We start from the raw sequence: 5,758 nt of genomic DNA, 5'->3' as shown, positions 1-5,758 counted from the left end.
TCTCCTTCTACTGCTGTCAGAAGGAGATAAAACCATAACATTATTGTGTGAAAGAGTAAATATCTACTGTGCGAGAGTAAATTCCACCGCCCAGTGGGGCAGTGGAATTTAAGAATTCATTTTAGATGGAAATAAAAATAATGAAAAAATGCTTGACAAACAAACTTTGTTACGGTAAAGTATAGCCATAACAAAGCAAAACCGTTGAGAAAGAGGAGTAGCTTATACGATGACATCAAAGAGAGCAGCAGATGGTGAGATTGCTGTATGAAGTTGATAAGTGAATGGACTTTCGAGGGCAGTCTGAAATCAAAGCTTATAGTAAACAAAAAGCAGAAGAGAGTATGGCTTGTCGGGAACCGAACCCGTTATCAATCAGGAGTGTATGTTAGTACATGAGAAAGTGGACGATTCGTCAATTTGAGTGGTACCGCGATAATAATAGATATTATTACCGTCTCAAACCTTATGGTTTGGGGCGGTTTTCTTTATGTCGGGAAAAGTATGACAGACGGTTATCGATGAAAGATTTTCTCTCCTAACAATGACAGAGAGCTGGCAATTGCAATCTGTAGACAACAAAAAATATTTGATACAAAAAAGGAGAAAAAGATTATGAAAAAGAAAATGGTAACAGTATTATTAACAGCAGCAATGGTAACAGCAATGGCAGCAGGATGTGGAAAGTCATCCGATTCTGAAAGCAGTGATAAAAAAGAATCATACACCATTGGAATTGAACAGTTTGCAGAGCACGGTTCTCTTGATAATTGCCGGGAAGGATTCTTAGCAGGACTGGAAGAAGAAGGAATCAAAGAAGGCGATAACCTGACCGTAAAATATAAAAATGCAGCAGCAGACATGGGAACTGCAAAACAGATTTCCGACAGTCTGGTATCTGACAAAGTAGATCTTGTGTGCGCAATCGCAACACCAAGTGCCCAGAGTGCATATAACGCAGCAATGAAAGCAGATATCCCTGTAATCTATACAGCGGTTACAGATCCTGTAGCAGCAGAGCTTGCAGGCAAAGACGGGAAACCAGTCGGAGAAGTGACAGGAACATCCGATAAACTTCCGGTAGAAGAGCAGTTAAAGATGATCCGTGAGATGCTTCCGGACGCTAAGAAGATCGGCATCATGTATACAACAAGTGAAGCAAACTCCGTATCGGCAATTGAAGAATATAAAAGTCTTGTAGAAAAATATGATTTCGAACTGGTGGAAAAAGGAATCACAACAACAGCAGATGTTTCACTTGCAGCAGATGATCTTCTGAGCAAAGTAGACTGCATCACAAACCTGACAGATAATACCGTAGTGGCATCACTTCCAACCATCCTTGATAAAGCAAATGAAAAGAAGATCCCGGTATTCGGAAGTGAGATCGAGCAGGTGAAGATCGGATGCCTTGCAGCAGAAGGAATCGACTACATCGCACTTGGAAAACAGACAGGTAAGATGGCAGCAAAAGTATTAAAAGGCGAAGAAAAAGCATCTGAACAGAATTTCGAGACAATCACAGAGCCAGGATTCTATGTAAATAATAAAGTAGCAGAAAATCTTGGAATCACAGTACCAGACGATCTTGCAAACAATGCAGTAGAAAGCTTTGACGAGATCACAGCAGAATAAAAAGGAAAATTGGGAGGCATATTCATGAGTTTCATCACATCGATATTAGAACAGGGTCTGATCTATGGAATCCTGGCATTGGGGATATATATCACATATAAAATACTGGATTTCCCGGATCTTACGGTAGATGGAAGTTTCCCATTGGGGGCAGCAATTACAGCTGCCCTTCTTACACGGGGAGTCAATCCATATCTCACACTGATCCTTGCATTTGCAGCAGGAGCGGTTGCGGGCATCTGTACAGGCCTGATCCATGTAAAATGTAAAGTAAGAGATCTTCTTTCCGGAATCATCATGATGACAGCACTCTGGACGATCAACCTTTACATAGCAGGAACAGCAAATGTTCCGTTATTTTCACAGAAAACAATTTTTAAAAATGATGTGATGGACCGTGTGATCCCGGAAGCAATTGCACCGTATTCTACATTGATCATCATACTGGTCCTCGCAGTAATCTGTAAAATATTATTAGATCTGTACCTGAATACAAAGTCAGGATTTTTATTAAGAGCAGTAGGAGACAATGACGTACTGGTAGTATCTCTTGCAAAAGACAAGGGAAATATCAAGATTTTAGGACTTGCGATCTCAAATGGTTTGGTGGCACTGGCCGGATGCGTGTTCGCACAGGAAGAAAGAGTCTTTGAGATTTCTATGGGAACCGGTGCAATGGTCATCGGACTTGCAAGTGTTATCATCGGAACCAGTATCTTCCGGAAACTGACACTGCTTCGTACAACAACGGCGGTTCTGGTCGGTTCGATTATCTATAAAGCCTGTGTGGCAGTCGCACTTTGTAACTTTGATCCACAGGCAATGAAACTCGTAACAGCAGTATTGTTCCTGATTGTACTTATCATCAGTATGGACAGAAAGAAGAAGGTGAATACGAATGCTTGAATTAAAAGGAATTCATAAATATTACAATCCGGGAACAGTAAACGAAATGTGCCTGTTTCAGAATTTTGATCTGACAATTGATAAAGGGGAATTCGTATCCGTAGTAGGAAGTAACGGATCAGGAAAAACATCCATGCTGAATATCATCTGCGGAAGCATTCCGGTAGAAGGCGGACAGATCCTGATCAACGGAACCGATATCACAAAGCAGAAAGAATATAAAAGAAATCAGAAAATCGGCCGTGTATATCAGAATCCGGCTATGGGAACCTGCCCAAGCATGACAATTCTTGAAAATATGTCACTGGCAGATAACAAAGGAAAGACATTCGGCCTTTCCAGAGGAACGAATAAAGCAAGAATCAACTATTACAAAGAACAGTTAAGTCAGTTAGGTCTCGGACTGGAAGATAAGATGGACGTAAAAGTCGGAGCATTATCCGGTGGACAGCGCCAGGCGATGGCACTTCTGATGTCAACAATGACACCGATTGAATTCCTGATCCTGGATGAACATACCGCGGCACTGGACCCGAAGACCGCAGAACTTATTATGCAGCTGACAGACAAGATCGTAAAAGAAAAGAAACTTACGACAATTATGGTCACACATAACTTAAGATATGCGATAGAATATGGCAACCGTCTGGTGATGATGCATCAGGGAAATGCAATTTTGGATAAAAAAGGAAAAGAAAAAGACGAAATGTCGGTAGATGATATATTAACTTTATTTAATGAAATCAGTATTGAGTGTGGCAACTAAAAGATGTTATACTGAATATGCCGGTAAAAAACACAGTTTTAAAGGCTGTGTTTTTTTGTCGCTATACGTTCGTAAAGGAGCTGCCGGTAGCCAAAGCATCCATGGAAAGCTGTGGGTGGCAGGTTCTATGTATACCAAAATTCGGTAGATTAAAATGAAGAAAGAGGATAAACATATGGCAAAAAGAATTGCAAAATTTGAAAAAGTAAGTTTTGAGCAGTTTAAAGAAGGATATCTGGATGCGGTCGGACAGGACGGCGATGAAAAGATCCAGGAAGTATATGAAGTGTTAAAGCTTCCAAAGCGTGCAACAAAAGGATCCGCAGGTTATGATTTTTACGCACCTGTAGACATTGCGTTAAAGCCGGGGGAGACCGTAAAAGTCCCAACAGGAATCCGTGTCAGAATGGAAGAAAACTGGGTACTGCAGTGTTATCCAAGAAGTGGACTGGGATTCAAATTCCGTCTGCAGCTTAACAACACCGTAGGAATTATCGATAGCGATTACTATTATTCCGACAATGAAGGACACATTTTCGCAAAGATCACGAATGATACTAACGAAGGAAAGACGGTGGAGATCGCTGCCGGAACCGGATTCATGCAGGGAATTTTCATGGAATACGGAATCACGGAAGATGATGACGTAGAAGATATCCGAAACGGTGGATTTGGAAGTACTACAAAATAATAGTAAAAGGAACGTCGCATTCCATGACTTGAAAGGGAAAAATCAAGGAATGCAACGTTCTTTTTTATTATACCTAAGTATGCAAGAGAAGCTGTAGGTGTCAGGTTCTCTGTACGTCAAAGCTTGTTAAATGTCTGCAGGATGTATATTGGGACAAATACGGGACATACTACACTCGAAAGACAAACAGCAGGAGAGACTGACCGGACAGTTCCGATAGTGGCAAAATTTACTTTTGGCACTCACATCATTAAATATAAAATATCCAAAAAGGCAGCAGAGGTGACGAAGATGGTACGGGAAAATATTCCAATATATAAAACAAGAGAAGAAAACGTTGCATATATGGATCAGATACTTCCGATAAAAGAAAGCTTTGACTTAATCAGGAGGGATCTTTTTATCGGCGGACGGGTGTCTTCTTTTTATTTTATCAATGGTTTTAACAGTGACGATACAATGCTTAAGATTATGGATTCACTTCTGAAAGTAAAGGCAGAAGATATGCCGGAAAATGTGTGGGATTTTTCAAGCGCCTGCATTCCGTACGTGGAAGTGGAGGTGCTGTTTGATTTTGACCAGGTATTTAAAAACCTTCTATCGGGTGTGACGTGTGTATTTATCGATGGCTATCAGGCGTGCATTGCAATTGACTGCCGAACCTATCCGGCAAGAAGTGTAGAAGAACCGGATAAAGACAAGTCATTGCGCGGTTCCAGGGATGGATTCGTGGAGACTCTCGTATTCAATACAGCTATGATGCGGCGCAGGATCCGTCATCCGGCACTGATCATGGAAATGCAGGAAGTAGGCGACAGTTCACGGACAGATGTGGCAATCTGTTATATGGGGGACCGAGTAGATAAAGAACTTCTTCATAATATAAGAAGCAAGATAAAGAGCATCCAGACGGATGACTTAAGAATGAACCAGCAAAGTCTTGCAGAATGCCTGTTCAGAAGAAAATGGTACAATCCATTTCCGAAGTTCAAATTTACTGAAAGACCGGATACAGCATCGGCCTGCCTTCTGGAAGGAAAAGTCGTGATCCTGGTAGATAATTCGCCGTCAGCCATGATTCTTCCGACATCGATTTTTGATATCATCGAGGAGGCAAATGATTACTATTTTCCAACACTTACCAATGTCTATCTGAAGATATCCCGGGCACTGATCAATGTGATGTGCGTGTTCCTGACACCTGTGTTTTTGCTCTTTATGCAGAATTTGAACTGGCTTCCGAAAGTATTTGCCTTTGTGGCAGTAAAAGATACGGTGAATATCCCGCTGATCTATCAGTTATTAATGCTTGAGATCGCCATTGACGGACTAAGACTTGCGGCGCTTAATACACCAAGTATGTTAAGTACGCCGCTGAGTGTGATCGCGGGCCTTGTGATGGGAGAGTTTTCTGTGGCTTCGGGATGGTTTAACAGTGAAGTAATGTTATATATGGCATTTGTTGCAGTGGCCAATTACACACAGCCGAATTTCGAACTTGGCTATGCGTTAAAATTTATGCGCCTGGAACTGCTGGTGCTGACAGCGTTGTTCAACTGGTGGGGATTTGCTGTTGGAACGGTTCTTGTGGTGTGCAGTATCTGTTTTAATAAGACACTGTCAGGGCGGGGTTATCTGCATATAAGGCTGACTTGAAAAAGTAAATTCCAGTGCAAGAGTAAATTCCATCATGTTTTAAATTTTGCTGAAATTACGAGAGATTTTTGCTTGAAATCTCTCGTTTTCTGCTATAATTAATG

At 41.3% G+C, this 5,758-nt stretch carries 5 protein-coding genes and 1 other annotated feature; all 5 genes read left to right on the top strand.

What is annotated here, in order from left to right; translation table 11 throughout:
• The first annotated feature begins 195 nt into the window (after positions 1-195).
• Positions 196-465, top strand: a binding site (T-box leader).
• A 150-nt stretch (positions 466-615) separates the two neighbouring features.
• The 5 genes from ACWJAF_RS13635 to ACWJAF_RS13615 all read left to right on the top strand — a co-directional run bounded on the left by ACWJAF_RS13635 (position 616) and on the right by ACWJAF_RS13615 (position 5,654).
• Positions 616-1,635 (top strand): ABC transporter substrate-binding protein, encoded by a 1,020-nt coding sequence (locus ACWJAF_RS13635; RefSeq protein WP_296032962.1) that lies wholly within the window; start codon positions 616-618, stop codon positions 1,633-1,635.
• Positions 1,636-1,659: 24 nt separating this feature from the next.
• The gene (locus ACWJAF_RS13630) at positions 1,660-2,541 is read left to right on the top strand and encodes an ABC transporter permease (RefSeq protein ID WP_448864656.1); all 882 of its coding nucleotides are present in this window, start codon (positions 1,660-1,662) and stop codon (positions 2,539-2,541) included.
• The gene (locus ACWJAF_RS13625; protein ID WP_296032960.1) at positions 2,534-3,307 is read left to right on the top strand and encodes an ABC transporter ATP-binding protein; all 774 of its coding nucleotides are present in this window, start codon (positions 2,534-2,536) and stop codon (positions 3,305-3,307) included. Before ACWJAF_RS13630 ends, ACWJAF_RS13625 begins: the two co-directional genes overlap by 8 nt.
• 175 nt (positions 3,308-3,482) lie before the next feature.
• Positions 3,483-3,998 (top strand): deoxyuridine 5'-triphosphate nucleotidohydrolase, encoded by a 516-nt coding sequence (locus ACWJAF_RS13620; protein ID WP_296032957.1) that lies wholly within the window; start codon positions 3,483-3,485, stop codon positions 3,996-3,998.
• A gap of 291 nt (positions 3,999-4,289) precedes the next feature.
• On the top strand, positions 4,290-5,654 hold the full coding sequence (locus tag ACWJAF_RS13615) for a spore germination protein (RefSeq protein ID WP_448864659.1): 1,365 nt from the start codon (positions 4,290-4,292) through the stop codon (positions 5,652-5,654).
• Positions 5,655-5,758: the final 104 nt, after the last annotated feature.

It is taken from the genome of Dorea sp. (assembly GCF_977044405.1).
This window is presented reverse-complemented; position numbering and strand designations above follow the sequence as displayed.

Excerpts from the sequence above, each read along its gene's own strand:
- ACWJAF_RS13635 (WP_296032962.1), top strand. The coding sequence starts at position 616 with ATGAAAAAGAAAATGGTAACAGTATTATTAACAGCAGCAATGGTAACA.
- ACWJAF_RS13630 (WP_448864656.1), top strand. The coding sequence starts at position 1,660 with ATGAGTTTCATCACATCGATATTAGAACAGGGTCTGATCTATGGAATC.
- ACWJAF_RS13625 (WP_296032960.1), top strand. The coding sequence starts at position 2,534 with ATGCTTGAATTAAAAGGAATTCATAAATATTACAATCCGGGAACAGTA.
- ACWJAF_RS13620 (WP_296032957.1), top strand. The coding sequence starts at position 3,483 with ATGGCAAAAAGAATTGCAAAATTTGAAAAAGTAAGTTTTGAGCAGTTT.
- ACWJAF_RS13615 (WP_448864659.1), top strand. The coding sequence starts at position 4,290 with ATGGTACGGGAAAATATTCCAATATATAAAACAAGAGAAGAAAACGTT.